General features: G+C 49.5%; 20 protein-coding genes. 11 read left to right on the top strand and 9 right to left on the bottom strand.

Annotation, left to right across the window (positions count from 1 at the left end):
* Positions 1 to 61: 61 nt before the first annotated feature.
* Positions 62 to 1,090 (bottom strand): quinone-dependent dihydroorotate dehydrogenase, encoded by a 1,029-nt coding sequence (locus TH61_RS10370; RefSeq protein ID WP_066512770.1) that lies wholly within the window; start codon positions 1,088 to 1,090, stop codon positions 62 to 64.
* A 182-nt stretch (positions 1,091 to 1,272) separates the two neighbouring features.
* Here TH61_RS10370 and TH61_RS10365 point away from each other — a divergent pair, with 182 nt between their 5' ends.
* The 3 genes from TH61_RS10365 to TH61_RS10355 all read left to right on the top strand — a co-directional run bounded on the left by TH61_RS10365 (position 1,273) and on the right by TH61_RS10355 (position 4,489).
* Positions 1,273 to 1,569, top strand: a complete 297-nt coding sequence (locus TH61_RS10365; protein ID WP_066508893.1) for a hypothetical protein — start codon at positions 1,273 to 1,275, stop codon at positions 1,567 to 1,569.
* Positions 1,542 to 1,913 (top strand): hypothetical protein, encoded by a 372-nt coding sequence (locus TH61_RS10360; protein WP_157600678.1) that lies wholly within the window; start codon positions 1,542 to 1,544, stop codon positions 1,911 to 1,913. The genes TH61_RS10365 and TH61_RS10360 overlap by 28 nt, the downstream gene beginning before the upstream one ends.
* Positions 1,914 to 2,017: 104 nt before the next feature.
* On the top strand, positions 2,018 to 4,489 hold the full coding sequence (locus tag TH61_RS10355) for a penicillin-binding protein 1A (protein WP_082780355.1): 2,472 nt from the start codon (positions 2,018 to 2,020) through the stop codon (positions 4,487 to 4,489).
* Positions 4,490 to 4,861: 372 nt separating this feature from the next.
* On the opposite strand, the gene folB is transcribed toward TH61_RS10355, so the two are convergent.
* From folB to TH61_RS10340, 3 genes are read right to left on the bottom strand one after another with little or no spacing between them, the layout of a single operon-like run.
* Positions 4,862 to 5,221, bottom strand: coding sequence for a dihydroneopterin aldolase (gene folB / locus TH61_RS10350; RefSeq protein ID WP_066508889.1), 360 nt, complete (start codon positions 5,219 to 5,221; stop codon positions 4,862 to 4,864).
* 8 nt (positions 5,222 to 5,229) lie between these two features.
* Positions 5,230 to 6,252: a DivIVA domain-containing protein gene (locus TH61_RS10345; RefSeq protein ID WP_066508887.1), complete on the bottom strand. Its 1,023-nt coding sequence runs from the start codon at positions 6,250 to 6,252 to the stop codon at positions 5,230 to 5,232.
* Positions 6,249 to 7,178, bottom strand: a complete 930-nt coding sequence (locus tag TH61_RS10340; protein ID WP_066508884.1) for a WD40 repeat domain-containing protein — start codon at positions 7,176 to 7,178, stop codon at positions 6,249 to 6,251. The genes TH61_RS10345 and TH61_RS10340 overlap by 4 nt, the downstream gene beginning before the upstream one ends.
* Before the next feature lie 87 nt (positions 7,179 to 7,265).
* On the opposite strand from TH61_RS10340, the gene TH61_RS10335 reads away from it, so the two are divergent.
* From TH61_RS10335 to TH61_RS10320, 4 genes are all read left to right on the top strand, one after another.
* Positions 7,266 to 7,925: a 4'-phosphopantetheinyl transferase superfamily protein gene (locus TH61_RS10335; protein WP_066508883.1), complete on the top strand. Its 660-nt coding sequence runs from the start codon at positions 7,266 to 7,268 to the stop codon at positions 7,923 to 7,925.
* 13 nt (positions 7,926 to 7,938) lie between these two features.
* The gene (locus TH61_RS10330; RefSeq protein ID WP_066508882.1) at positions 7,939 to 8,541 is read left to right on the top strand and encodes a redoxin domain-containing protein; all 603 of its coding nucleotides are present in this window, start codon (positions 7,939 to 7,941) and stop codon (positions 8,539 to 8,541) included.
* Between the two features lie 432 nt (positions 8,542 to 8,973).
* On the top strand, positions 8,974 to 9,777 hold the full coding sequence (locus TH61_RS10325) for a M57 family metalloprotease (RefSeq protein ID WP_066508881.1): 804 nt from the start codon (positions 8,974 to 8,976) through the stop codon (positions 9,775 to 9,777).
* Positions 9,778 to 10,218: 441 nt separating this feature from the next.
* Positions 10,219 to 11,022, top strand: a complete 804-nt coding sequence (locus tag TH61_RS10320; protein WP_066508880.1) for a M57 family metalloprotease — start codon at positions 10,219 to 10,221, stop codon at positions 11,020 to 11,022.
* 425 nt (positions 11,023 to 11,447) lie between these two features.
* Here TH61_RS10320 and TH61_RS10315 read toward each other — a convergent pair whose 3' ends face one another.
* The 5 genes from TH61_RS10315 to TH61_RS10295 form a co-directional block, all read right to left on the bottom strand.
* Positions 11,448 to 14,024, bottom strand: coding sequence for a S8 family serine peptidase (locus TH61_RS10315; protein WP_197464029.1), 2,577 nt, complete (start codon positions 14,022 to 14,024; stop codon positions 11,448 to 11,450).
* 274 nt (positions 14,025 to 14,298) lie between these two features.
* Positions 14,299 to 15,207, bottom strand: coding sequence for a transglutaminase-like domain-containing protein (locus TH61_RS10310; RefSeq protein ID WP_071887830.1), 909 nt, complete (start codon positions 15,205 to 15,207; stop codon positions 14,299 to 14,301).
* Positions 15,208 to 15,337: 130 nt separating this feature from the next.
* Positions 15,338 to 16,966 carry an acyl-CoA carboxylase subunit beta gene (locus tag TH61_RS10305; protein WP_066508875.1) on the bottom strand — a complete coding sequence of 543 codons (1,629 nt, stop codon included), beginning with the start codon at positions 16,964 to 16,966 and terminating at the stop codon, positions 15,338 to 15,340.
* 178 nt (positions 16,967 to 17,144) lie between these two features.
* Positions 17,145 to 18,158 (bottom strand): MlaD family protein, encoded by a 1,014-nt coding sequence (locus TH61_RS10300; RefSeq protein WP_066508874.1) that lies wholly within the window; start codon positions 18,156 to 18,158, stop codon positions 17,145 to 17,147.
* 12 nt (positions 18,159 to 18,170) lie between these two features.
* Positions 18,171 to 18,947: an N-acetylmuramoyl-L-alanine amidase gene (locus tag TH61_RS10295; RefSeq protein WP_066508873.1), complete on the bottom strand. Its 777-nt coding sequence runs from the start codon at positions 18,945 to 18,947 to the stop codon at positions 18,171 to 18,173.
* Between the two features lie 69 nt (positions 18,948 to 19,016).
* Between TH61_RS10295 and TH61_RS10290 the strand changes: the two genes are divergently transcribed.
* The 4 genes from TH61_RS10290 (at position 19,017) to TH61_RS10275 (ending at position 24,391) form a co-directional block, all read left to right on the top strand.
* Positions 19,017 to 21,719, top strand: a complete 2,703-nt coding sequence (locus tag TH61_RS10290) for a putative LPS assembly protein LptD (protein ID WP_066508872.1) — start codon at positions 19,017 to 19,019, stop codon at positions 21,717 to 21,719.
* A 133-nt stretch (positions 21,720 to 21,852) separates the two neighbouring features.
* Complete coding sequence (panB, locus tag TH61_RS10285) at positions 21,853 to 22,668, top strand: 3-methyl-2-oxobutanoate hydroxymethyltransferase (protein WP_066508870.1); 816 nt, start codon at positions 21,853 to 21,855, stop codon at positions 22,666 to 22,668.
* 116 nt (positions 22,669 to 22,784) lie between these two features.
* Entirely contained in the window at positions 22,785 to 23,468 is a 684-nt protein-coding gene (locus TH61_RS10280; protein ID WP_066508868.1) for an RluA family pseudouridine synthase, read from the top strand.
* A 179-nt stretch (positions 23,469 to 23,647) separates the two neighbouring features.
* A complete protein-coding gene (locus tag TH61_RS10275; RefSeq protein ID WP_066508866.1) occupies positions 23,648 to 24,391 on the top strand; it encodes an acyl-CoA desaturase in 744 nt (247 codons plus the stop codon).
* Positions 24,392 to 24,596 lie beyond the last annotated feature (205 nt).

Here is a 24,596-nt window from a genome sequence, read left to right as displayed (position 1 = left end):
CACTTTTCCGTTCAATAACGCCCGAAGAATTTACCGCGGCTTACAGAGAAAAACCAGCTAATTAGCTCAATATTCGGCGGTTGATATGTTTGATGAGACGAGGGCCCTCGTAGATAAAACCGGTGTAGAGTTGCACCAAGTCAGCGCCGGCGGCCAGTTTCTCTACTGCGTCCTCTGGCGTCATGATGCCGCCCACGCCTACCAGCCTGATTTCCTCGGGCAGATTCTGGCGCAGGTATTTTAGGACCTGGGTGGAGGCGTCTTTCAAAGGCCTTCCGCTTAGGCCACCCATCCCAATGGCTTCTATCTCTTGGGCCGGCGTTCTCAGGCCGGCTCTGCTGATGGTGGTGTTGGTGGCAATGATACCCGCCAGGTTGGTCTGCACGGAAATCTCCACAATGTCATCCAGCTGCGCGTGGTTCAGGTCTGGGGCAATCTTGAGTAGGAGCGGCTTGGGGCGGGCTTTGCCCTGGTTTCTATTCTGCAGGTTGGCCAATAGGTCTAGCAGAGGCTCTTTCTCCTGCAGGGCGCGCAGGTCGGGGGTGTTGGGCGAACTAACGTTCACCACAAAATAGTCCACCACGTCATACAGGGCGTCAAAGCAATACAGGTAGTCCTGCAGGGCCTGCTCATTGGGCGTGACTTTGTTCTTGCCAATGTTCCCGCCAATGATGACCTTGCTCTTTCTGCTTCTGAGCCGCTCCACCGCCGCGTCTACGCCGTGGTTGTTAAAGCCCATCCGGTTGATGATAGCTCCATCCTGCGGCAATCTGAACAGGCGCGGTTTGGGATTCCCTTCCTGCGCCTTGGGCGTAAGCGTGCCAATCTCAATGAACCCGAAGCCCAGCTCTGAGAACTCGTCAATCATCTTGGCGTCCTTGTCAAAGCCAGCGGCCAAGCCTACCGGATTAGGGAACGTGAGCCCGAAGACTTTTCGCTCCAGCCTGGGGTCGTTCTCCTGAAAAAGGCTCTTGGAGATAGACTTGGCCAGTGGCAGGTGAAACGCATTTTTAAGGGCAGAATTGGTAAACGAGTGCACCTCTTCTGGGTCAAATTTAAAAAGCAGCGGGCGGATGAGTTGTTTATACACGGCAGGGCAGGTTTTGGCAAAGATAGCAAAAGACACCTGTTCCCCTGAATGGCTTTCTTTAAAATACTCAAGGCCATCCCAACGTTATTTATCAGAACGTTATCCCCGTGAACGATTGGGTTGTAACTTGCCCCTGTTTAAAGGCTTCTTTCTAAGCACAAGCCCGGAAGCCACCCTCACCTATGAGTGACACCAAGAAATGTCCGCATTGCCAGCATTGGTCTGCCTGGCACCAACAGGTCACCGACCGCTGTGCCCACTGCCAAAGCCTGCTGGACCCCAAAGCGTACCAACGTCTCTTAGACCAGGACACCCGCCAGGAGGCCGAGAAGAACCAGTTCAACGTGGTCCTTATTGAAATCCTGCCCACTGATTCTGCCTTCACCAAATTCTGGAAACGCATTGTGCAGGGCTTCCAACTCACGTTCATGGCCATCCTCTCCTTCATCTTATGGCTCATCGCGCTCTTGGCCGGCTGAATTGGCGCACGCTCAGCCCGCTCTTCTGGGTATTGGCGGCTCTGTACATGGGCCACAGAATGGCGGTGTGGTTTTCCATCTCCCGGCCTGACTGGATGCGCTTCTATCTAGATGACCTGCTGTGCCTGCCGCTTATCTTGACCGTTACCCTGTTTTTCATGCGCGCCTTCCACGGACCGACGTTTAGGCTCACGCCGTACCAAGTGGGCATAGCCGTGGCCTATTACGCGCTGGCGTTTGAAGTAGTCTTCCCGTTGTTCATGCCCCGCTATACCGCCGACATGGTAGACTTCGTTTTGTACGCCACAGGCGGATGGATCTTTTATAGGTTCTTGAACAAGTAGTCGTTTTTGGCCTAAAATCCAGAAAATAAGCCAAAAACGATGTAACTAAAAAAGGAACCTTAGGGTAAGCATAGCCTTATCTCAAGTTTCTACGTTCTTACGGCATGCCCTTTTTCAATACCTACTTCGGGAGTTTCTCTGATTGGATTAATACGCGCTGGAAACGCTGGAGACACCGTCACGCCCCCAAACTCACCAAACAGTACTGGCAATCCTTGACGCCGCAGGGCTGGCTGCGCCTTATCGTCAAGGCTTTGCTGTACGTGGCTTTGCTTCTGTTTCTGTTTTACCTATCCGTGTACTTCGGGTTGTTTGGCTGGCTGCCCACCAAGCGCCAACTCAAGGAGGTGCAGAACAACATGCCCTCAGAAGTCTACACCGCTGATGGCGTGCTCATGGGGCGCTACTTCATCCAGGACCGCACCAACGTCAAGTATGACCAGATAGCCGAGCCTGTTATCCAAGCACTCATTGCCACCGAGGACGCCCGTTTCTACGAGCATGACGGCGTGGACAATCGAAGCCTAGCCCGCGTGTTTCTAAAAACCCTGCTGCTGCAAGAAGAAAGCTCCGGCGGCGGCAGCACCATCAGTCAGCAGCTGGCCAAAAACCTATATCCGCGTAAGGATGTGGGCTTCCTGTCCATGCCTGTGAACAAGATGCGCGAGATGATTCTGGCTAAGCGGCTAGAAGTAGTCTACAACAAGCAGGAGATTTTGGAGCTGTACCTGAATACCGTGCCCATGGGCGGCAACGTGTACGGCATTGAGTCGGCGGCGCGGCGCTTCTTTAATACGTCTGCGGATTCCTTGAAAACCGAGGAAGCGGCCACGCTCATTGGCATGCTCAAAGCCACCACTACCTATAACCCGCGCACCAACCCAGACCGGTCCCGGCAGCGGCGCGACGTGGTCTTGGCCCAGATGACCAAATACGGCTACTTGACGCAGGATCAGAAAACCGTGCTGCAGGGCAAACCGCTCAAACTGGACTACAACCTGTCCTCGCACAACAGCGGCCTGGCCACCTACTTCAGGGAGCACCTGCGCGAGGAACTGACCAAATGGGCGGCCTTGCAAGAGAAGCCAGACGGTGGCAACTACAACCTGTACACAGACGGCCTCAAGATTTACACCACCCTGGACAGCCGCGCCCAACGCGCCGCCGAGACCGCCTTGAAGCGCCGCATGAATGCCTTGCAACTGGACTTTGACAAGCACTGGGGCAAACAAGCTCCCTGGACCGGCCAACCCGACATTCTTAAGAACGCCAAGGAACGTTCCCTGCATTATAAGCGACTGGTAGCCCAGGGAAAATCTGAGCGTGAGATTGACGAGATCTTCAACACGCCCGTGCCCATGAGGCTCTTTAGATATCGTGGGGAAGAGACCCGTACCATCTCTCCCATGGATTCCATCAGGCACTACATGCGCTACCTAAACGCCGGATTTTTAGCCATGGAGCCAAAAACTGGCTATGTACGGGCCTGGGTGGGCGGCATCAACCACACCTTCTTCAAGTATGACCACGTGCGCGCCAAACGCCAAGTGGGCTCTACGTTCAAGCCGTTTGTGTATGCGGCAGCCATGGAACGCGGCATTTCGCCTTGCTCCTATTTCCCTAATGACCGCCGTGTATTCCCCGAGTATGAGAACTGGTCGCCGCGCAATGCAGACAATGTATACGGCGGGGCTTATTCCATGCAGGGCGCACTGGCGCAGTCGGTGAACACGGTGGCCGTGAACGCGGCCTTGCAAGTGGGCCTTCCGGAAGTGATAAAGGTGGCCAAAAACTTAGGTCTGCAAAGCGAAATGCCTACGACTCCTTCCCTGGCCTTGGGCACTGCAGATGCCAGTTTGTATGAAATGGTGGCGGCATACGCCTCCTTCGCCAACGGCGGTTACCAAGTCAAACCAAGGTACCTGTTGCGCATTGAAGACCGGAACGGACGGGTGCTCCTGGACCAGACCAACCAGGATGGACTTGGCCCCAAAGTACTCTCTAGCCAAACCACCTCCTTGATGTGTCCTATGCTGGAAAGCGTCATCAATGAAGGAACCGGCCGGCGCTTACGCAGTGAGTATGGCTTGCAGATGGACATTGCGGGCAAAACCGGCACCACGCAATCTCACGCCGACGGCTGGTTTGTGGCCTACACACCAGACTTAGTGGCCGGCGCCTGGGTAGGTGGGCAGGATCAGCGCATCCGGTTTAGGGATTTGGAACTGGGTGGCGGCTCTAATACGGCTTTGCCTATCTGGGCAGGGTTCTTTCAGCGGCTCACCAAAGAAAGGGAGTTTAGGAGCATGGCCTACAGTCACTTTCCTGCGCTGCCCTCTCAATATAGCATGTACCTCAACTGCCCGCCCTTCCAGCCGCCAGTGCCTGTAGAACCGGTCTATGAAGAGGAAGACAATGACATTGGGGACATCTTCAAAAAAGGCGGCCGCAAGCTCAAAGATATCTTCAAACGCAAAGACAAAAAGAAGAAAAACCGTGGCTGGCAAGAAGACTTGGAAGAAGAATTAGAACGAAGAGGAAATGGCCGGGGGAATGGTCGCGGAAGAGGGAATTAACAAGTTTGAGGTTTCGTTTTTGGCCTGTTTCCTAGAAAATAGGCCAAAAACAGAATATCCAAGCTCCTTCAAGATTGCCAAGTAGCACTTGATATTCCAAATCCTGTAGAGACAACGGCACCGCCTTTTCTCCACTCTGCGCTATTTTAAAGTGAGACAATTAGCAGACACAAACTTCCCTCTGCTGCGCTCATAACCTCAGAAGATCGTTTGGCCATCCTGCAGAGGAGGCTCTGCAGGTAGAATGCTAGCTACGTCACTGATAGGTAATTTCAAAAAGAGAAGCCCCGCTTAGATGCATCTAAGCGGGGCTTCTCTTTTATATTCGTTTTTAACCTGATTTCTGAAAAAGAGGGCAAAACTGATAAAGCTTTAATTTCTTTTTCTTTCCAAGGTCACTTTAGACTTGTAGCAGATGCCACCCAAGGGTGGGTTGAATTTGGAGACGCTTACTTTGGCAAGCTCTACAAACGGAAACTCCTGGAAGACGCGCTCCATGATGCGGTGGCCCACGTGCTCCAGCAGACGGGCCGGGGTGGCCATCTCCTGTTGCACCAGTTGGTACAGCGTTACATAGTTCACGGTGTCGTGCAGGTTGTCAGAAATGGCCGCGGCTTTTAAGTCAGTCTCAATGGAGATGTCTACGCCGTACCGGTTTCCTATCTTCTGCTCTTCGTCAGAGAATCCATGGAAGGCAAAGAATTCCATGCCTTCCAGTGCCACTTGCCCCATCTTACTGCTTAGGCGATGTCGTCAAAGAAAGAACCTCCACCGGCTGTTGCGGCTACGGCAGGCTCTGCTTTATGCGTTCCCGGAGGCTGTACCTCTGGCTTGTTAGGCAAGGGCTGCTCACGCTCTGGCTCTGGGTTTTCTACCGGAGAGGGCTTAGGTGCAGGTACGGTATCTGGTCTGGGCTCTTCAATCTCTGGTTTAGGCGATGGCGTGGACGGCACATGCGGCGCTGGCGGTACAATCTCTGGGGTTCTTGGGTGCACGTCTGGCGTTGGGTCCGGCATGTGCGGTGTTGGGAACGTGCCCGGTGTGGCTGGAATGGACTCACGGCTTCCGCCGCCGCCAATCTGCTGGGCCATAGGTTGGTCTGTAAAAGCTGAGGCAGGAAGAGCACTTGGCGCGGCTGTCTCTATAGTTGGAGTTGCTAAGGCGTTCATAAACGTATCATTATCTTGGTTAGGGCGCTGCGCTTTTGCCTGCGCTGCTCTAGATAAGATACTTCCAATAGCGGCTTTTGGTTTAGATTTGGTCTTCTCAACTTTGTCCAGGGCGTCGGCGGCCATGTTCTGCAGGTCGCGCACCATGCCTTCCAGGTAATCCTCCAGGCGTAGGTAGTCCTGCTCCAGGTTCTTCACCTCAGACTGCATCTCAGCAATGGTTTTGTCTGCCTGTGAATAAGCATTCTCCACCACTGAGCGGGCTTTCTGGCGGGCAGCCTCCAGCAGTTGGTCGGCTTTCAATTGAGCCTCACGCACTTGCAGGTCGGCGGCCTTGGAGGCCTGCTCTACCATGCTGTTGCTGGTGTCCTCGGCGGTCTTCAGGGTTTTGTACAGCGATGACTCCACCTCGCGCATTTTCTGCACTTCGCGGTTGGTCACCTCCAGCTTCATCTTTAGGTCCTTGTTCTCATCCTGAAGTTTTTCCCACTGTTGAGAAAGCGTCAATAAAAACGCCTGAACCTCATCCTTGTCCAACCCTCTAAACGCTTTTTCAAACGTCTTCTGTCTTATTTCTAACGGTGTAATCTTCATATTTCCTTCAATGTTAAGGCCCAAACCGAAATGCTGCGGTCATCGCTACACGAAACTAACTGATTCCAGTGACCCGACCAAAACAATTTGTTGACCGAGGTCCCGTGGCCGGCGTGGCGGGCTTTGTCAATCACTTTCAATAGTTTAAACGTCTGAGCGTCCCAAATCTTCACCGACTTGTCCATGCTGCAGGTGGCAAACAACCGCCCGTTGGGATGGAACGTGATGTGGTTGATGGTGAACAGGTGCGCAATGATGCTAGCATGCTCCTGGTAGTTTTGCGTGGCTTTCCAGACCTTCAAATGTGCGTCTCTGCTGCCACTGATCAGGTATTCCCCGTTGGGCGTATAAGCCACCGTAAACACAGAACCCGTATGACTTTCTAACGCCTGCTTGACCACTAGCGTCTGCGCGTCCAGGATTAAAATTCTATGATCACTTAAACCCACAGCTATCTCCTGGCCTGCCGGGTGTACCGCAACAGACCGTACGCTCTTCTCAGACAACTGCACTGACTTGATGACTGCCAGTTTCTCTAAGTCCACTAACAGCAATGCCCCGTTTCCTAAACCTATATAAGCTAGCGGCTGCGTAGCGTGCACCTGAATGTCAAAGATGGCGGCCTGCGGCAAGGGAATGGTTTTGTGAATAGCTTTCTGGGCAAGATCCAGCACTTCCAGGCTGTTCTGGTTGTGCCCAATCAAGAGCCAGTTCTGCTCAGGCAGATACTTAAGCGCATAAACCGAACTGCTCACCTTGGCAACCAGCTGGGCGGTGTTGGGTTGGGTGAGGTCCCATTGAGCGACCATGCCGTCCGCCCCCGAGGAGAAGAACTGGTTGGTCTGCCCCCCGCGCTCCACGGTATACACGCAGTCACGGTGCCCGGTGAGGGTGGCAATCTTCTGAACCTGAAACGGACTAGCCATGTACAACCTGTAAAAAACGATGAATGCTATTTTTGGCTAAATTTACCAAAAACAGGCCAAAAATCACTTTCTTTCTCTACCCTGCGTATGCCACTGCACCATGTCCACACTTTAGATGAAAACACCGTGCTGGGCATTTGGCAGATACAGGAAGACGTAGAGGAGTTAACCTTTCAATTATTAAGCCTTCGTCCCGCCAAAGAACTCCCCTTTTTTAAAGCCGAAGCCCGGCGCCGGGAATGGTTGGCCTCTAGGTTGTTGGTGTACTTATTATTAGAGAAACTAAATTATCCGGAGGCGGTCTTGCAAAAACAGGAAAGTGGCAAACCTTATATAGAAGGCGCAGAAGTTCATGTATCCATTACCCACTCAGGAAGGTGGGCGGCAGCCTTGGTTTCTGCCTCCCATCAAGTTGGCATAGATATTGAATTAAAAGCAGAGAAAGTGCAGCGGGCCATTCAGCGGTTTTTGAATGAGCAGGAACTGGCAGACGTACAGGATGATGAAGACAAGATGCACCTATATTGGAGCGCGAAGGAAACCTTGTACAAAGTCTACGCCCGCCGCGAACTTGATTTCAGGAAGCAGTTATTGATAGAGGACTTTGTGAAAGAGGTTTCTGGTCAGTTTACGGGCCGCGTGGTAGCCCCAGAAAAAACGCATACGCATATAATACAGTACCAGGTGGAAAGAGAGTACGTTCTCACCTACATTCTGGCACCTGTGACAAATACTAAAGAGTACTAACGTAGAGATGACTATGAAACGATTATATATGCTAGCCTTTGGCTTATTCTTGACCAGCAGTCTGGCCTTTGCCCAGGGTGGATATAAGGTTGGCGCCAAAGTAGCAGATTTCACCTTGAAGAATACCCAGGACCAGCAAATGTCTTTGGGCCAGTTTAAGGATGCCAAAATTGTAGTAGTGGTTTTCACCAGCAAGAACTGTCCATATGCAAAACTGTATGACGGCCGTCTGCAGACGCTGGCCAGCAACTACGCAGACAGAGGAGTGCGCTTCTTGTTTGTAAATCCGGCCATTGGTCTGGAGGAAGGCGGCGATACCATCAAGACCATGGCAGATAAGGTAGACACCAGCATTTCTGAGATGACCTACCTGTTAGACTATCAGCAGAAAGTGAGCAAACAGTTTGGCGCGGTCAAAACCCCAGAGGTGTTTTTGTTGCAAAGCAGCGGCGATGGATTTTACCTGAGGTATAAAGGAGCCATTGATGACAATCCACAGATAGAAGCGTATGCCAAGGAACATTATTTAAAAAATGCTTTAGAAACTGTACTTGCTGGACGCACTATTACCACTTCAGAAAGAAGACCCACAGGTTGCATGATTAAGAAGTTCTAAGCTTATCTAAAGCCCTATAAATAGAAAGGCCACCTGTAACAAGGTGGCCTTTCTATTTATAGGGCTTTTTCAAATGAATTAATTCTATTAATGAGTTTAAAAACTGGTTTTATTTTACTTAGTATTAAACACCATTTTAAAAACAAGGAAAGAATAGGGATAAACGTAACATAAATTAAAAATTAAATTAGCTGCAAAGGCTGTTTTATTAAAATCAGAACTATCTATAAATCACAATGACCTTCCTAACATTATATGTAACTACATAAATTTTTAATAAGCATTTTCTAAAGAATTGATAAACACTCATTTTACAGACACCATTTAAATTTTAATGTATGAGCGGTTTTTATAAATTATTTGAAAAAAAATTTGACAATACATTTTTTAATCCCTAACATAGGAACATCTTTCAACAAACCCCTAACAAACATGAAATTACATTACGCGTTTAAACTCGCTGCTGTGGCCCTGGTATTGGGTAACACTGCATGTTCAAAAAATGAGGAAGAGGTAGCAGAAAAAGCCTCTGTTTCTAAAGAAACCCTAGCCAAAATCTATGAGATGGGTTTTGGTACTACAGATGTAAAAGCCGTTGACGGTGGCTACTTGGTAGAGGGTGACATCATGTTGACCGACGAGCAATTGAATACCAAACAGAATGGAAACTTCTTACGCGTTGGCGAGACTGAGCAGTATCGTACAACCAACTTGGTAAGCGTAGGAAGCGGCCGAACCATCAACGTAGCTATTACCACTTCTTTACCTAGTTCTTATGTAACTGCTTTGGATGAAGCTATCCGTCGTTACAACGCTGAGAACTTATTGATCAAATTCCGCAGAGTGTCTTCTGGCTATAACATCTTGTTATCCAAAGCACCAACCGGTTCTTCTTACCTGGCTTCTGCTGGTTTCCCAACTGGTGGCAACCCGTACAACAGCGTGAAGGTGAACTCTGATTACATGGGTACAAACCCAGGCACTAACTACTTGGCTACTATCCTTGCCCACGAATTAGGCCACACTATCGGTTTCCGTCACACGGATTACATGGACCGTTCTTACTCTTGCGGTGGTGCTTACACCAACGAAGGTGCTTCTACGGTAGGTGCTATTCACATCCCGGGTACTCCAACCTCATTTGATGCCACTTCTTGGATGTTGGCTTGTATTGGAACTGGTGCTAACCGTCCATTCAACACCAACGACCGCACAGCTCTTAATTACCTATACTAATTAGTATAGGTTATTAGCTTAATTAGGCTTTTAATTCTGAAAGCTTAATCCCCTTTATAGGCAATAAAATATCAGAGTGAGTTTCCATAAAAAAACTTACACAGGTATTTTATTGCCTAAATTTGGCGGCTTTAATTAAAAATAATTATTTTATTTTCACCAAAGCTGCATCCTTTTAAAAAGCCACGCGTACAAAGCTTCCTCTAGTGTTTTATGTTGTTATTTTCCATTAATAACAACCACCTAAATTGACTTAATAATCAGGACGGGTAATTACTTTTAATTAACTATTATTACTTTCTGTTTTAAAAATATTAGCAACCTATTTTCCACCCTTTAACTAATTAGCAGCACCCTAGACAAAGCACAGTACTACACCTAAATCCTTTCAAAAAACCTTACAAACAATTATTTTCAAACAACTCTCTAACAAAACTCATTATGAAATTAACTCACACTCTTAAACTGGCTGCCGTAGCCTTAGTTCTTGGTTTCTCTTCTTGTTCTCAAAACGAAGAAGAAGTAGTTGAAAAAGCTTCAGTTTCAAAAGAAACGTTAGCCAAGATCTATGAAATGGGCTTTGGTACTACAGATGTTCAGGCTGTAGAAGGTGGCTATTTAGTAGAAGGTGACATCATGTTGACTGATGCTCAATTAAACGCTAAGCATGACCACAAATTCTTGCGCGTTGGTGAGACTGAGCAATACCGCACCACTAACCTAGTGAACGCTGGTACTGGCCGTAACATCACTTTGTCAATTGATCCTACTTTGCCAGCTACGTATGTAACTGCTTTGGACGCTGCTATTGCCCGTTACAATGCACAAGGCTTGTTGATCACTATGAGCCGTGTAGCTTCTGGTGGAGAAATCTATCTACAGGCTGCTCCTAAGTCTGCTCAGTACCTGGCTTCTGCTGGCTTCCCAGTGAATGGCAATCCTCATAACAACATCAAAATTGCTACTCGTTACATTGGCACAAACCCTAACCAAGCTTGGTTCACTACTATCTTGGCACACGAGATTGGTCACTGCATCGGTTTCCGTCACACGGACTACATGGACCGTTCTTACTCTTGCGGTGGTTCTTACACCAACGAAGGTGCTTCTACGGTAGGTGCTATCCACATCCCTGGTACTCCAACAACTGCTGATGCTACTTCTTGGATGTTGGCTTGTATTGGATCTGGTCAGAACCGTCCATTCAACTCTAACGACGTAACTGCTCTTGGCTACTTATACTAGTAGTTATTAAGAACTAGTTTACCCCTATAAAAAAGGGCCTCCAGAAAACTGGAGGCCCTTTTGCGTTTTTTATGGTTTGCTTATTACAGGTCAAATTTCCTCAAGGCTGTAATGAAATAACTCAACCTTTTTCAGCGAGGCACTTTCAAGCTCATCCTTCTTTACCGGCATACTCACATGAACTGGTTAGTTGCCTTGGCGTTTCTTTTTGGAGCCCGCCACTAATAGAATCCTCTTGATGTAGCCTTACTTTTACACGATCCTTAATCTTCAGAAGCAATAGATGCATGCCAAATAAGGGCAAAAGACAACTTAGACCACTAGCCGAAGGAGGACGAGAGTCTGCATGGAAAATAGGTAAGCCTCCGTTTTTAGGCTGTTCTCTAGAAAACAGCCTAAAAACGGAGGCTTACCTGCAATTCGTTCTAAAGTAGGATGACTTTGGTTTGCGTAAGGACGCCAGTAGAAGAAAGCACTCTGATAAAATATGCTCCCGGCCGCAAGCCTTTGGTTTCAATGACTTTGATGGAACCGTCTTGTAAAAACTCTCTTACCAACCGCCCCACCTGGTCATAGATAAATATGTTGTTAGTGGCATCATCCTGCGTGATGATGTTCATATCATCGCCGGCCAACGCTGGGTTTGGATATACTTGTATGTAGCGCTCAGGCGTGTAGAAAAGACCTTCGGGCTGGCTGTAATAGGTAGCCCCAGATTGGGTGACCAGCTTAATGCGGTACTCATTCCATCCAGACAGTGGGGCCAGATCTTGTAAGTCAAAATCTGTTTGCCGCCCAATGGCTATGGGCTGAAGCGTTTTAAAGGCACCGTTTACCTTTTTCTCCAGGTACATAGCCGTAAGGCCGTACGTAGTGCTAATCTGCAAATCCAGGAGCACCGTATCGGTTACAAAGTATTTTGGCAGGAAGCTCTTCACGTAGCAAGCCACGGCCTGCTGGGTGTAATTCTGGGTGAGGCTTCGTTGCCCCAGCGTCCCCTGCACCATAGGCGCTACTGCATAATGCACCGCTGCTTGCTGCTTCTTATTGAAGACTACCACCGTATCTGTTGTCTGCGTGAGGGGTTCTAAAAACTGACTACCGAGTTGATAGACCTGGAATTTATCGGCGCCTGGGGCTTTGGGCCAGAACAGCATGACCTCATCGCCGCATTGGTAGCCTACCTTTAACGCCAGCGTAGGACTAATCACAAAAGCGCCTGTGGCATATGCCTCACCGGCTATAACCATGCGCAACTCAGCCAACGCGGTAGTATCTGGCAAGGTAATGTCAACGGCCTCTTTGCTGACGTCAACAACATTCTTTAACACCTGCCAGGGAGCACCAGCGGTGGCGTACCTGAATTCTAACCTACCGGTAGCCACTTCTTTAACCGGCGCTACCCACCGAATCCTACTTTTCTGACCCGCTTCTAAATAGCTACTCACTGAAGGATAGTACCAAGAAAAAGCCTTTTCATATTCATAGACTACACTAAAGCTTTGCTGGCCATCCACCTGAAACCCACTCACCAAGATTTCATATTCACCGGGAGCAGGGTTCTCTAACGTGACCTGCTCCACATTATTGAGATGGTCTGCCTTTCTTCTGGCGGGAGCCAGTAATGAATCTTTGTGGGCGAACGTGCTTAAGCCCCAAGGCAGCCATTGCTGCGCAGAAGCAGTTGCTTTTACTACCAGGTCCAAGTCATTCACCAGCGCACTTGCTGCATTAGGTTCCCCTTCCTTGTCCAGCCAAACCAAAGTGACCTTTACGTTGGCCATGGTTGGCGGCACTGTGAATTTTATGGACTGGGTGGTTCCTTGAGTGGCGGTACCGTTGGCATAGCGGCCTTCCATGATGGACTGCACCGTTCCCAGCGCATCTGCATTCCCAAAGCCGGCGGCATAATCCACGTGCGCTCTTCCCTTGTCATCTGCGGCATTGATGATGGCCGCTTTCACTAAACCTGATGGCGGCAAAACTCCTCCGTTTTTCTTCTTAAAAGCATCCTGTACCGCCAAGGCAATGCCAGATACGACTGAGGCCGCCTCAGAGGTTCCGGCTTCGCCGAAGGCAACCACTTCTGGCTTAATACGGCCGTCATACGTGGGACCTTTAGAACTCAAAACACTTACCTGCCCCGAGGTATCAATGGCGCCCACGCTCAACGTATTTTTAGAGACCTTGAACTGTCCCGTGAGGTTGGCAAAGCTCGCTATCTTTTCATAAGGCCCTTCGGTTGGGGCCAGCAAGCCAGAATTCCCCGAAGAGAACACGTGCAGCAAGTATGGTAGTTGTCTTGCTTGTTGGTCATAGGCCTGGCTCTCCAGGCCATAGTAATTCTCCACGCCCACCCCGTAGGAATGGTTTTGCACCGTCACGCCTTGTGCTTTCAACACATCTGTATTGTCTGGTAGCAGATTTGCGAAGTTGGCAGCGGTTACCTTGCTTTGCCAAGCCACTCCCTGAGAGGTAGGAGACGTGTTTCCGGCGCCGGCAATCAAGGTGGCCATGGCAGTAGCGTGTGGGGTATACGTCTGACTGAAGGCGCTGGAAGGAAGAACTCTGGTTTTAAAGTCTAGGTCTAGGCTGTCAAACGGCTGTTCTTTCACTGAAACGGTTAGTCCTTTGCCATGTACCTCTGGATAGGCCAGATGCAAAGCATCCACTCGGTTTACCCGCAAGTCTGCGTTTTGGAGGTAGGCTTCTTCTTTGGCTTTTCTGTCTGGAACGTCTACAAAGGTCACCCAAGGGCATTGACCTAATTTCTGAGGATCACCTTTTTCTAAACCAGACACCAAAAAAACAGAATTCAAGGAAGTAATAGGCTGAGAGGAGGCATTGGGGACATGCTGTTTAAGCCATTTCTGGAAAGACGCTGAATCCTTTACCCGTACCCTCACTCTAGAAAACTCCTGCTGTCTGTTGCCACTTTTTAAGGCCGGGGCCATCTTGGCAGATTCCGCTTGACGATCTTGGGTAGAAGTTTGTGCCAACACAGGCTGTTGTCCAAAAAAAAGGCAACAGGTAAGCCCAAAAACAAAATATGTATAGATAAAACGCGCGTACTTCTTTCTCATAGAACAGATTAGCTCTTTCCTCAGCTAGGTAAGATACGCATTTACCGTTTTAGGACAATAATTCTGAACCTGATTCTTGCGCAGCTTCCTAAACTTATTGCATTGAGCAAAAGGACGAAGGCATAAAAAAAGCCACCCCTTACAAGGCGGCTTTTCATTTTTGGGCTATTTCCTGGAAATGAGGGCAAAAACGCTATTCTTCCCAGTCTCCGTCTCCATCTTGGTTGGTCTCATCCTCATTTTTCTCTTCTGAGTCTTGGGCTGGCGTATCTGAGAGCACCTCCAACAGTTTTTCTATCTCTGTCGCCTTTTCTGCCTCGTTGAGCTTTTCATAAGACATGGACAAGTTGCGCAGGGCCCGCCGTACAATGTCAATGGGCGCACAAGGTTCATAGAAAATATCAACGGGGTTGAGGTTGAGCTGCAGGATGTAATTGTCAATGTCGTTTTTGGTGAGGATGAGCCCCCGGTTGTAGGCATTGATGTAAAACTGTGGCACCACGTCGCTCTTGTAGGTAAGGATGAACAGGTTGGGTAGATTAACACCATAGACCGGCAGCCCCATGCGTTGGGCCAATGTCATGTAAATCACGCACAGCGTCAAGGGGTTTCCGCGCTTGCTTTCCAGCACTTGGTACAGCATGGAGTTGGTGGGCGCGTGGAAGTTTTTGGTATTGGCAGAGAAGTGCTGCAACTTGAACAGCACGTGGTTCATGGCCTTTACCTGGTCATAGGGGTGCATGTCGGGCTTAACCTGTACCCAGACCTCGTAATGCAGTTCGGCAATGATTTTCATGACGTCTTCCATGCGCACGTCTGGGTACTGGTAGGTGTTCACCAGCCACATGCCTTTCAGCAGGTCCTGGGCACCTTCCTCCTTCCATTCCTTCAAGCGTCTGTGTAAAGCTTCAAACTGAAGGTCATGGATGAGGTCTTCCAATTTCTTCTGATGGTCTGGGTCCAGGCTCTCCTCCCAGGCTTCCTCAAGAAAAGGCGTAATGGTCTCCCCCAACTCCACAATGCGGCCATGCACGTGCGCGACTACCCCCGGGTCTTCATCGTCCAACAGCGAAATCAGCGCCTTTATTTCTTTATTCGTCAAAACTGCGTGTTCAATTAATAATTAGAAGTGAAAAATTAAGAAGTATCTCTCACAATATTAAAACGAATACGGCAAAGAAGTGAGCTGCGTCATTTCTTTGCCGTATTTTTTTATAGTCTGATTCTCAAACTCAGGTTTGGATTACGCCTACGTTGAATGGTTTGGTGATGGGGGCGTTGTTGGCTGCTTCAATGCCCATAGAGATGACTTTGCGCGTTTCTAGGGGGTCAATGATGCCGTCTACCCACAGGCGGGAGGCCGCGTAATACGGGCTCAACTGCTCATTGTAACGGGCCGTGATTTTGTCGAGCAAGGCTTTCTCATCTTCTGGAGTAATCTCCTCGCCTTTGGCTTTTAAAGATGCTACCTGAATCTGCAACAAGGTCTTGGCCGCTGATGCTCCTGACATGACCGCTAATTGCGCCGTTGGCCAGGCATAGATCAAGCGTGGGTCATAGGCTTTGCCGCACATGGCATAGTTACCCGCGCCGTAGCTGTTGCCAATCAGGATGGTGAACTTAGGAACCACAGAGTTGCTCATGGCATTCACCAGCTTGGCGCCGTCTTTGATGATGCCGCCGTGCTCTGCCTTGCTGCCTACCATAAACCCCGACACGTCTTGCAAGAACAACAACGGAATTTTCTTCTGGTTGCAGTTCATGATAAAGCGCGCGGCCTTGTCTGCAGAGTCTGAATAGATCACGCCACCCATTTGCATCTCGCCTTTCTTGCTCTTGACAATCTTGCGTTGGTTGGCCACAATGCCCACGGCCCAACCGTCTATGCGCGCCAAGCCGCAAATCAGACTTTGCCCATAAAGATCCTTGTATGGCTCAAACTCAGAATTGTCCACCATGCGCAGGATGATGTCCATCATGTCATAGGGCTTCACGCGGTCCGTGGGCAACAGACCGTAGATTTCTTGTGGGTCTAACTTAGGCGCCACAGGCTCTACTCTGCTGAAGCCTGCTTTGGGGTTGTCGCCCATTTTATCAAAGATGTTCCGGATATGGTCCAGGCACTCTTGATCGGTCTCGAACTTATAATCTGTGACGCCAGAGATTTCTGAATGGGTGGACGCGCCGCCCAGGGTCTCATTGTCAATGGTCTCGCCAATGGCCGCTTTCACCAGGTATGATCCAGCCAGGAAGATAGAACCTGTGCCTTCCACAATCATGGCCTCGTCGCTCATAATAGGCAGATAGGCGCCGCCTGCTACGCAAGAACCCATAATCGCTGAGATCTGCACGATGCCTTCTGAGCTCATGATGGCGTTGTTCCGGAACATGCGCCCGAAGTGCTCTTTGTCTGGGAAGATCTCGTCCTGCATGGGCAAGAACACGCCGGCGCTGTCTACCAGGTAGATGACCGGCAGGCGGTTCTCCATGGCAATTTCTTGCGCGCGCAGGTTCTTCTTGGCGGTGATGGGAAACCAGGCACCCGCTTTCACGGTAGCGTCATTGGCCACAATCATGCACTGGCGGCCTTTCACATAGCCAATACCAGCCACCACGCCTCCGCCAGGGCAACCACCGTACTCCTGGTACATGCCTTCGCCGGCAAAGGCGGCAATCTCCAAGAACTCTGATGCCTCATCAATCAAATACTGAATGCGCTCCCGGGCCGTGAGTTTGCCCTTCTCGTGTTGCTTGGCTATGGCTTTCTCGCCGCCGCCCAAAGATACTTTCTGGTGTTTGCTCCTTAACTGAAAACAAAGCTGCTTCAAGGCGTCTTCGTTCTTATTGAATTCTAAATCCATGCGGGGATGAATACGGTAGTTTTGAGGTTGGCCCTTTGTGGGCTATGGACAAATATAAGGATTTCAAAGAAAGCCTAACAATTGTTAGCTAGTTGTTTAGCCCTAAAAGCAAAAAAGCGTTTTTGGCCTGTTTTCTAGAAAACAGGCCAAAAACGCTTTTAATATCTGTTTGAGAAATTTACTTCTTCTCTATTTCTTCAATGGTGCCGGCCTTCTCAACGGTAGCGGCATTCTTCACTTTGGTGGCCTCTTTCACGTTTTCAGCTTTTTCTACCTTGGTGCCACCCCCTATGAGCGAGAAATGCACATACCGCTTAGGATTGGCCTTAAAGTCAATGAGCAAGGCGTTTAAACTGGCGCTGGAAGCATTCAAGTTGCGGTACAAGGAATCATCGTTCATGAGCTTGTTGAAAGAGCCTTGGCTTTCATTGAATTTCTTCATGGCCAATTGTGCCTCAGACACCGTCGCGTTCAAGTTCTTAATGGTCTGGTTCATGGTCTGCACGTCAATGGTGTCTGTGATCTCATTGAGGTTAGACGCCAGCTGACTGAACTTCTTTTCTGTGCCTTTTAAGGAGGCCGTGAGTTGCGCCAGGTTACCAGCAATCTGGTTGATGTTGCCTTGGTTGGCCAGCGCCATAGCCCTGATGGTCTCTGAGGTAGCCTCGGCGTTCATGAGAATGGACTGGATGCTGCGCTTGGCGTCCTTGTCCAAGAACATGTTCAATCGTACCAAGGTAGAGTCAACCGTGTCTAAGACTGGCATGGCTCTGGAGGCAAACAAGTCTGTGATGCTTTCTTTGACAAACGGAATCAAGTTCTCACCGCCGTCATAAAGCCGCTTGTTCTTACCCATGTAGAGTTCAATGGCTTTGCCGCCCAACAAATCTGAGCTTACCAGCATGGCCACGGTAGAATCCCCTACTATGATGTCTTCATTTATCTCCACAGTGACCACCACCCGGTTGCCTTTGGTTGGCTGCAGGGTCATCTCTTTGACAATCCCTACGTTTAAACCATTCAGGATCACAGGGTTGGACACCGTCAAGCCAGACACACTTTCATAGGTTACAAAAAACGTGCGCGAAGAAGAAAAGACGCTAGAGCCTTTTAAGAAAATGAAGCCCACATAGAGTGCCGCTACTGCCACAAGGCCCAGCAACGCTACTTTGAGTTCTTTAGATAAATTCACAGTTGGAATTGGTTAGTTCATGGCCTCAAGCTCTTGCTTGTACTCTTTGAAGGCCCGGTATATGCCTGAAGCCATATACGATTGGTTGCTATTATCGTTGAGGAACTTCTCCTCACTAGGATTGGTCAGGAATCCTATCTCAATCAAGGCGCTAGGCATGGCAGATTTCCAGAGCACCAGAAAGCCCGCTTGCTTTACGCCCCTACTGGAACGTCCTAACTTGGATTTAAATTGTTTCTCTACCTTTTGGGCAAACCGAAGGCTGTTGTCAATATAGGCGCTCTGGTAGAGACTGAACAGGATATGGCTCTGCGGCGAGTTGGGGTTAAAGCCGCCGTAGTTCTCTTTGTAGTTCTCTTCTTGTAAGATAACCGAGTTCTCGCGCTTGGCTACGGCCAGGTTGCCGTTGGAGGTATGCAGACCCATGGTGTACGTCTCCGTGCCAAAGGCAGCGCTAGGACCTGAGTTGCAATGGATGGAAATAAATAAATCTGCGTGGTTTTTATTAGCGATGCCGGCCCGGTCAATCAACTCCACAAAGGTGTCGTTCTTACGGGTGTAGACCACCTTCACGTCTGGGTTGTTCTCCTCTATCTGCTTGCCCAGTTTTAGGGCCACAGCCAAGGCCACATGTTTTTCGTAGGCAGATTTGCCGTTACAACCTATATCTTTACCACCGTGACCAGCGTCAATGACCACCGTGCGCACTTTCACCTCTTTCCGTTTAGCTGGCGTAAAGGATGGGAGGAGTAAAAAAACAAGCAGGCAAAGGGAGACAATATTTTTCACGAGTATCGTTAGTTAAAAGCTATAGTTAATAACTTTGTACTAATAAGTACAAAACAACAAAAATTCTACTTGATTCAGAAGAGATCCCTCCAGTTTTTAGCAGTCGCCCTCCTGGTCCTTGCTGCCGTATTCACCAGTTTGGAGGGAAAGGCTCAGGTACGCCCCACTCGGCCAGATACTTTGAGTGTGTCTGTAAGAGACACGGCCAAGACTCGCAAAGGTGACATTGAGACCACTATCAATTATAAGGCCAAAGACTCCATAAGGTATGACGCCATCCAGCAAATCATGCACTTGTATGGCACTGCGCACATTGATTATGGCGAGATTGCCCTGGATGCGGCCTACATTCAAATCAACTGGAAAACCAATACCCTTACCGCAGACGGTATTCTAGACTCTGCCGGGGTGATGCAAGAGAAGCCCTTGTTCAAGAACGGCGCTGAGACCTACCAAGCCCAGCGCATCGTCTACAACTACAAAACAAAAAAGGGTAAAGTTTCTGGCGCGGTCACTACGCAGGGCGAAGGTTTCATCCACGCAGAGACCATCAAGAAGAATGAGCTCAACGAGATTTACGGACGCCATGCCCGCTACACCACGTGTAACCTGGAGCATCCGCACTTTTATATTAAAGCCACCAAGATGAAAGTAATTCCCAGCGACCGCGTGGTGGCCGGGCCTTTCCATTTGGTGTTTGCTGATGTACCCACGCCCATAGGGTTTCCTTTCGGTTTCTTTCCTTCTCCCCAAAAACGCGGGTCAGGGATTATCATTCCGTCCTTCGGGGAGTCTGCCCAGCAGGGTTTCTATCTGCGCGAGGGAGGTTTCTACTGGGCCGTGAATGACTACCTGGACATGCGCTTTACCGGCGACATTTACTCTTTGGGCGGCTATGGTGTGCAGGTTCAGTCCAATTACATAAGCCGTTATAAGTTCAGCGGTAATTTCAACCTTCGTCACTCTTACACCAAAGGGGCAGAAGATTTGGGTGGCGCTAACTTAAATGAAGATTACAGATTAACTGGAGACTCTAGGGACATCTGGATTAGCTGGAGCCACACTCCTATTGTACGACCAGGCAAAGGCCAATTCTCTGCCAGTGTGAACGCCGGTAGCCAGTTCTTTAACCAACGCAACCCTACCAGCGCGCAGCAGGCGTTGAGCCCGTCTTTCAACTCAACGGTCTCGTATCGTAAAAGCAGTCCCAATTCGCCAATCAACTACTCCATCCAAGTTTCCCAAAGCCAGTCGCAAGGCACTAACTCTTACAGTTATCAGACCCCAGACGGAAGAGACACTACCATCACAGAAGCCACGCAGAACATGAGTTTTGTATTGCCTGACTTCAGTTTAGGGGTGGCCAGCCAAAGCCCCCTGGAGTGGTTTGGAGTAGCCATGACCGGTCGTTGGGTAGAAGGCATACGGATTGGCTATAACTTAACCGCCCGCCAGAATGTAAGCAATACCGTTTCTAGTGGCGGCAATGCAGGCTATCCTTTCTCTGACGCGGCGAGAAAAGACACTACACTGGCCATCAATGGCACCAACTTGTCAGAGATATTCAGGAATGCCAGGACGTCTATCAACCATGACATTCCTATCACACTGGGGACCATCAACCTGTTCAAGTTTTTCAAGCTGACGCCCAGCGTGTCTTACAATGAAAGCTGGTTCACCAAGAAATTCACGTACAGTTCAATCCCCAACTCAGACTTGCTGAAGATTGACACGGTGAGCGGGTTCCATAGAGCGTACCAATACTCAGGTGGGGTTTCCTTCACCACCAACGTGTACGGCATTGCCAACTTCAAAGGGAAAAAGGTGCAGGCCATCCGTCACACCATCACCCCTAACTTGGGCTATAGCTTTAGACCAGACTTCGGCCGGCCGGAGTTTGGCTTTTACCAGCGCGTTCAGAGTGATGCCAATGGAAACACCCAACTGCTCTCCAGGTTCCAGGGCTTAGAGGGCAACGTGCCGGGGCCGGGTCTTACTAGTGCCATGACCTTTGGTATTGACAACAACGTGGAGATGAAAGTGAAGACGGAGAGCGACAGTGCCGGTGGCTTCAAGAAGGTAAGTTTGATTGACCGCTTTGCCATACGTTCTGCCTATAACTTCGCCGCCGACTCCTTCAAGCTTTCCAACATCAACGTGGACTTGAGCACGCGTCTGTTCAACAACTTCCCGTTGACGGCCGGTGCCGTGCTGGACCCTTACCAGTATGACCAGAACAACCGAAGAATTGACAGACTGCTGGTGGAGGGCGGAGGACTTAGCTTTGCTAGAATCACGAGTCTGTACTTTAACACCAGCTTTGAGCTGAACCCAACGGCCCGCAAGCAACAACAGAACTCTACCGCGCCGCCTCCCACCAACCTACCTAGCTTGCAACGTGATTTGACCGCTGCAGACTACGTAGCGTTTAATATTCCCTGGACTTTGGCCATTGACCTGACTTCTAACTTTGGAAGGGACTTTGAGAACGGCAAACTAGAGAACCAGGCTACATCGGCGGGGATCAATGGTTCTGTGACGCTCACAGACAAGTGGATGTTTAACTACACCACCAACTATGACTTCAAGAACAAGATGCTGAGTTACACCAACATTGCCATAACCAGAGACTTGCACTGCTGGCAGATGTCCATCAACTGGGTGCCGTTTGGCCCGTACCAGATGTACTCCATCAACATCAACGCCAAGTCTTCTATTCTGCAAGACTTGAGAATACGCAGAACCGGAAGCTCCAACCCGTACCGCTACTAAGCAGCAAAAGCCACCTACCCGGTGGCTTTTTTGTTTTTGGGCTCTTTTTGAAAAAAACAGGGCAAAAACGCTTTCTAGTGCCAATGTTCTTTTCCTACCTTTGCTTGGAGCCTACACTAACAGGCGGGAGCGTATGTCAGTACAGAAAGAGGTAAAGATTGTCACCACCCACCAGCTGCACACCATGAAGGAGCGCGGCGAAAAAATCTCCATGCTCACGGCCTATGACTTCTCCATGGCCACTCTGCTGGATGCCGCCGGCACAGACGTGTTACTGGTAGGTGACTCTGCCTCTAACGTGATGGCCGGTCATGAAACTACCCTTCCTATCACGCTGGATCAGATGATCTACCACGCCTCCTCTGTGGTGCGCGGGGTCAAAAGAGCCTTTGTGGTGGTGGACTTGCCGTTTGGGTCGTATCAAGGAAATTCTTCTGAAGCCCTGCGCTCTGCCATCAGGATCATGAAGGAGTCTGGCGCGCACGGCGTAAAGCTGGAAGGCGGCTTTGAGATTAAAGACTCCATCACCCGCATCTTAAGCGCTGGCGTACCCGTGATGGGCCACCTGGGTTTAACCCCGCAGTCCATCTATAAATTTGGCACCTACTCGGTGCGCGCCAAAGAAGAAGCCGAAGCCGAGAAACTCATAGAAGACGCCCACTTGCTGCAGGAACTAGGTTGTTTTGCCATTGTGCTGGAGAAAATTCCGTCTAGCCTGGCCAAACGCGTCGCCGCTGAACTGCATATCCCTATCATTGGCATTGGCGCCGGTCCGCACGTAGACGGTCAGGTATTAGTGATTCATGATTTGCTTGGCATCACCAAAGAGTTCAAACCACGTTTCCTGCGCCGCTACGCCGAACTACACGAGACCATCACCAACGCCGTGGGCAACTACATCAAAGACGTTAAGTCCCTCAACTTCCCCACTGAAAAAGAAGCTTATTAATTACTGATTGTTGATTGTCTATTGCTGATTGATTTTCATTGAACAACAATCAGCAATAGACAATCAACAATAATTCCGTTTTCCGCCTCTTTTCCAGAAAACAGCCCAAAAACGCCATGCCTGCTCCTGCCCTAGACATACTGTTTGAAGACAACCATATTCTGGTGGTCAACAAACCCAGCGGCATGCTGGTGCAAGGTGATGAGACCGGCGACAAGCCTTTGTCTGAACTGGCCAAGGAATACATAAAGGAGAAGTACCAGAAGCCGGGCAATGTGTTCATGGGTGTGGTACATAGGCTAGATAGGCCGGTGAGCGGCGTGGTCCTCTTGGCGAAAACCTCTAAAGCCCTGGCCCGCTTGAATGAGCAGTTTAGCTCCCGTAAAACGCAGAAAGTCTACTGGGCGGTAACCCTTCGGGCCCCGCAACCAGAGAGTGGCACCTTGGTGCATTGGCTCGTAAAAGACGCGGCCAAGAACATCACCAAAGCCCACCCTTCAGAAAGACCTGGCAGCCAGCGCGCCGAACTCAGTTACTCTTTATTGAAAGCCGCAGGCAACAAGTTTTTGATAGAGGTGCGACCCATTACGGGAAGGCCCCATCAGATACGCGTTCAATTGGCCTCACTCAAATGCCCCATTGTAGGCGACCTCAAATACGGCGCCCCAGAACCGCTGCCCAACAAAAGCATCTGCCTGCACGCCCGCGAATTGGGCTTTGAGCATCCCGTGTCAAAAGAATGGTTGACGGTGCAGGCTCCTCCTCCCAAGATAGCCGCCTGGCAACCATTTCAATCTTAGTTTTCCTCTCCATGTAGCCAGTTATTCAGGCTGCAAAAGATGACTTTCATCATTATCAGTTAATTTTTAAAGCAGACTTTACGGCCTTTCCTTGTAGGTTCGTAGATTTGTGAACTTAAATACTTGCCGGCTGTTTAGCAATTGCCACCCACTGGCAGACAATACATCATCTCACACCTATGCTTGTTATCCTCGTTTTCTTTGTAGTACACTGGTACTTGTCACTGTTTGTACAGACGTTTTACCTGCACCGCTACGCCGCCCACAAAATGTTCACCATGAACGCTTTCTGGGAGAAATTCTTCTTCTTGTTAACCTACGTGAGCCAAGGCTCTTCTTACTTGTCGCCAAGGGCGTATGCCATCATGCACCGCATGCACCACGCCTTCTCAGATACAGAGCGTGACCCGCATTCCCCGCACTTCTCCAGCAATGCCTTTACTATGATGTGGAAGACCAAGAACATCTACAATGATTTCTTGAATAAGCGCACAGAGGTGGAGGAAAGATTTGACGGCAACTACCCAACCTGGCGCGCGCTGGAGAGCATTGGCGACCACTGGGGTTCTCGTCTGGCTTGGGGCGTGATTTACGTACTCATCTATATCAATTTTGCCGAGCACTGGTGGTTGTACCTGCTACTGCCTTTGCATTTCTTGATGGGTCCGTTGCACGGCGCCATTGTGAACTGGAGCGGCCACAAATACGGCTACCAGAACTTTGACAACAATGACAAGTCCAGAAACTCGCTGTTCTTTGACTTCTTGACCGGCGGAGAGTTGTTCCAGAACAACCACCACAAATTGCCTAACCGCGTGAACTTCGGGGTGAAGTGGTGGGAAGTGGACCCAACCTATCCGGTTATCTGGACTTTGGACAAATTGCGCATCATCAAATTGAAGAAAGCGCCAGTTCGGTCATAATTAGGACCAAATCATAAAAACGCCTCAGCACTTACTTGTGTTGAGGCGTTTTGCTTTTTAGACTGATTATTGGAAGGCGACTGATTATTTGACTTTTAATCTGCGCCTATCTTGGCGCTTGTTCCCGTTTTTGGCTTAATTCCCGGAAAACAGGCCAAAAACGGAAGCAGCCCAGCCACTTCAACTTGCTCGCTCATTTTCATAC

The organism is Rufibacter sp. DG15C (genome assembly GCF_001577755.1).
Classification (GTDB): Bacteria; Bacteroidota; Bacteroidia; order Cytophagales; family Hymenobacteraceae; genus Nibribacter.
This window is presented reverse-complemented; position numbering and strand designations above follow the sequence as displayed.

Coding starts and splice junctions, on each gene's coding strand:
- TH61_RS10365 (WP_066508893.1), top strand. CDS start 1,273: ATGAGTGACACCAAGAAATGTCCGCATTGCCAGCATTGGTCTGCCTGG.
- TH61_RS10360 (WP_157600678.1), top strand. CDS start 1,542: ATGGCTCATCGCGCTCTTGGCCGGCTGAATTGGCGCACGCTCAGCCCG.
- TH61_RS10355 (WP_082780355.1), top strand. CDS start 2,018: ATGCCCTTTTTCAATACCTACTTCGGGAGTTTCTCTGATTGGATTAAT.
- folB (WP_066508889.1), bottom strand. CDS start 5,221: ATGGGGCAAGTGGCACTGGAAGGCATGGAATTCTTTGCCTTCCATGGA.
- TH61_RS10345 (WP_066508887.1), bottom strand. CDS start 6,252: ATGAAGATTACACCGTTAGAAATAAGACAGAAGACGTTTGAAAAAGCG.
- TH61_RS10340 (WP_066508884.1), bottom strand. CDS start 7,178: ATGGCTAGTCCGTTTCAGGTTCAGAAGATTGCCACCCTCACCGGGCAC.
- TH61_RS10335 (WP_066508883.1), top strand. CDS start 7,266: ATGCCACTGCACCATGTCCACACTTTAGATGAAAACACCGTGCTGGGC.
- TH61_RS10330 (WP_066508882.1), top strand. CDS start 7,939: ATGAAACGATTATATATGCTAGCCTTTGGCTTATTCTTGACCAGCAGT.
- TH61_RS10325 (WP_066508881.1), top strand. CDS start 8,974: ATGAAATTACATTACGCGTTTAAACTCGCTGCTGTGGCCCTGGTATTG.
- TH61_RS10320 (WP_066508880.1), top strand. CDS start 10,219: ATGAAATTAACTCACACTCTTAAACTGGCTGCCGTAGCCTTAGTTCTT.
- TH61_RS10305 (WP_066508875.1), bottom strand. CDS start 16,966: ATGGATTTAGAATTCAATAAGAACGAAGACGCCTTGAAGCAGCTTTGT.
- panB (WP_066508870.1), top strand. CDS start 21,853: ATGTCAGTACAGAAAGAGGTAAAGATTGTCACCACCCACCAGCTGCAC.
- TH61_RS10280 (WP_066508868.1), top strand. CDS start 22,785: ATGCCTGCTCCTGCCCTAGACATACTGTTTGAAGACAACCATATTCTG.
- TH61_RS10275 (WP_066508866.1), top strand. CDS start 23,648: ATGCTTGTTATCCTCGTTTTCTTTGTAGTACACTGGTACTTGTCACTG.